Origin of the sequence: Sporosarcina luteola (assembly GCF_023715585.1) — a bacterium.
In the GTDB taxonomy this organism is placed as follows: Bacteria; Bacillota; Bacilli; order Bacillales_A; family Planococcaceae; genus Sporosarcina; species Sporosarcina luteola_D.
This window is the reverse complement of the sequence record NZ_JAMBOK010000020.1, coordinates 1-388: the sequence shown is the minus strand read 5'-3', so window position 1 is coordinate 388 and position 388 is coordinate 1. Positions and strand designations below refer to the sequence as shown.

The following is a 388-nucleotide window of genomic DNA, read 5'->3' as shown; positions in this document are numbered from 1 at the left end:
ACGCTTAGGTCTTGATAAGCCACTTGGCGCGATTGACCGCAGTAAACTCAACGTAAATGGCTCATCACTTGCTGCAGGGCATCCGTTTGCCGCAACCGGTGGTCGCATTCTTGCTAGCACCGCTAAACTACTGGATCAAAAAGGATCGGGTCGTGCGCTGATTTCTATCTGTGCGGCGGGCGGACAAGGGGTGGTCGCCATTTTAGAAAAATAATCAAGTAACTAATACTAAGTACTTATACTTAAGTACTTATACTTAAGTACTTATACTTAAGTACTTAGTATTCAAATAACTGATAAATAAGTACTTAAAAAAATAGTGTAAAAAAGGCGAGATAATGCACTCGCCTTTTTTATCGCCTAACTAAATTTAATCGGTTTTTCACCG

1 pseudogene is annotated in these 388 nt (G+C 40.7%); it reads left to right on the top strand.

What is annotated here, in order from left to right:
• Positions 1-214 (top strand): annotated as a pseudogene (locus M3193_RS16620) (acetyl-CoA C-acyltransferase); the annotation flags it as partial.
• Positions 215-388: the final 174 nt, after the last annotated feature.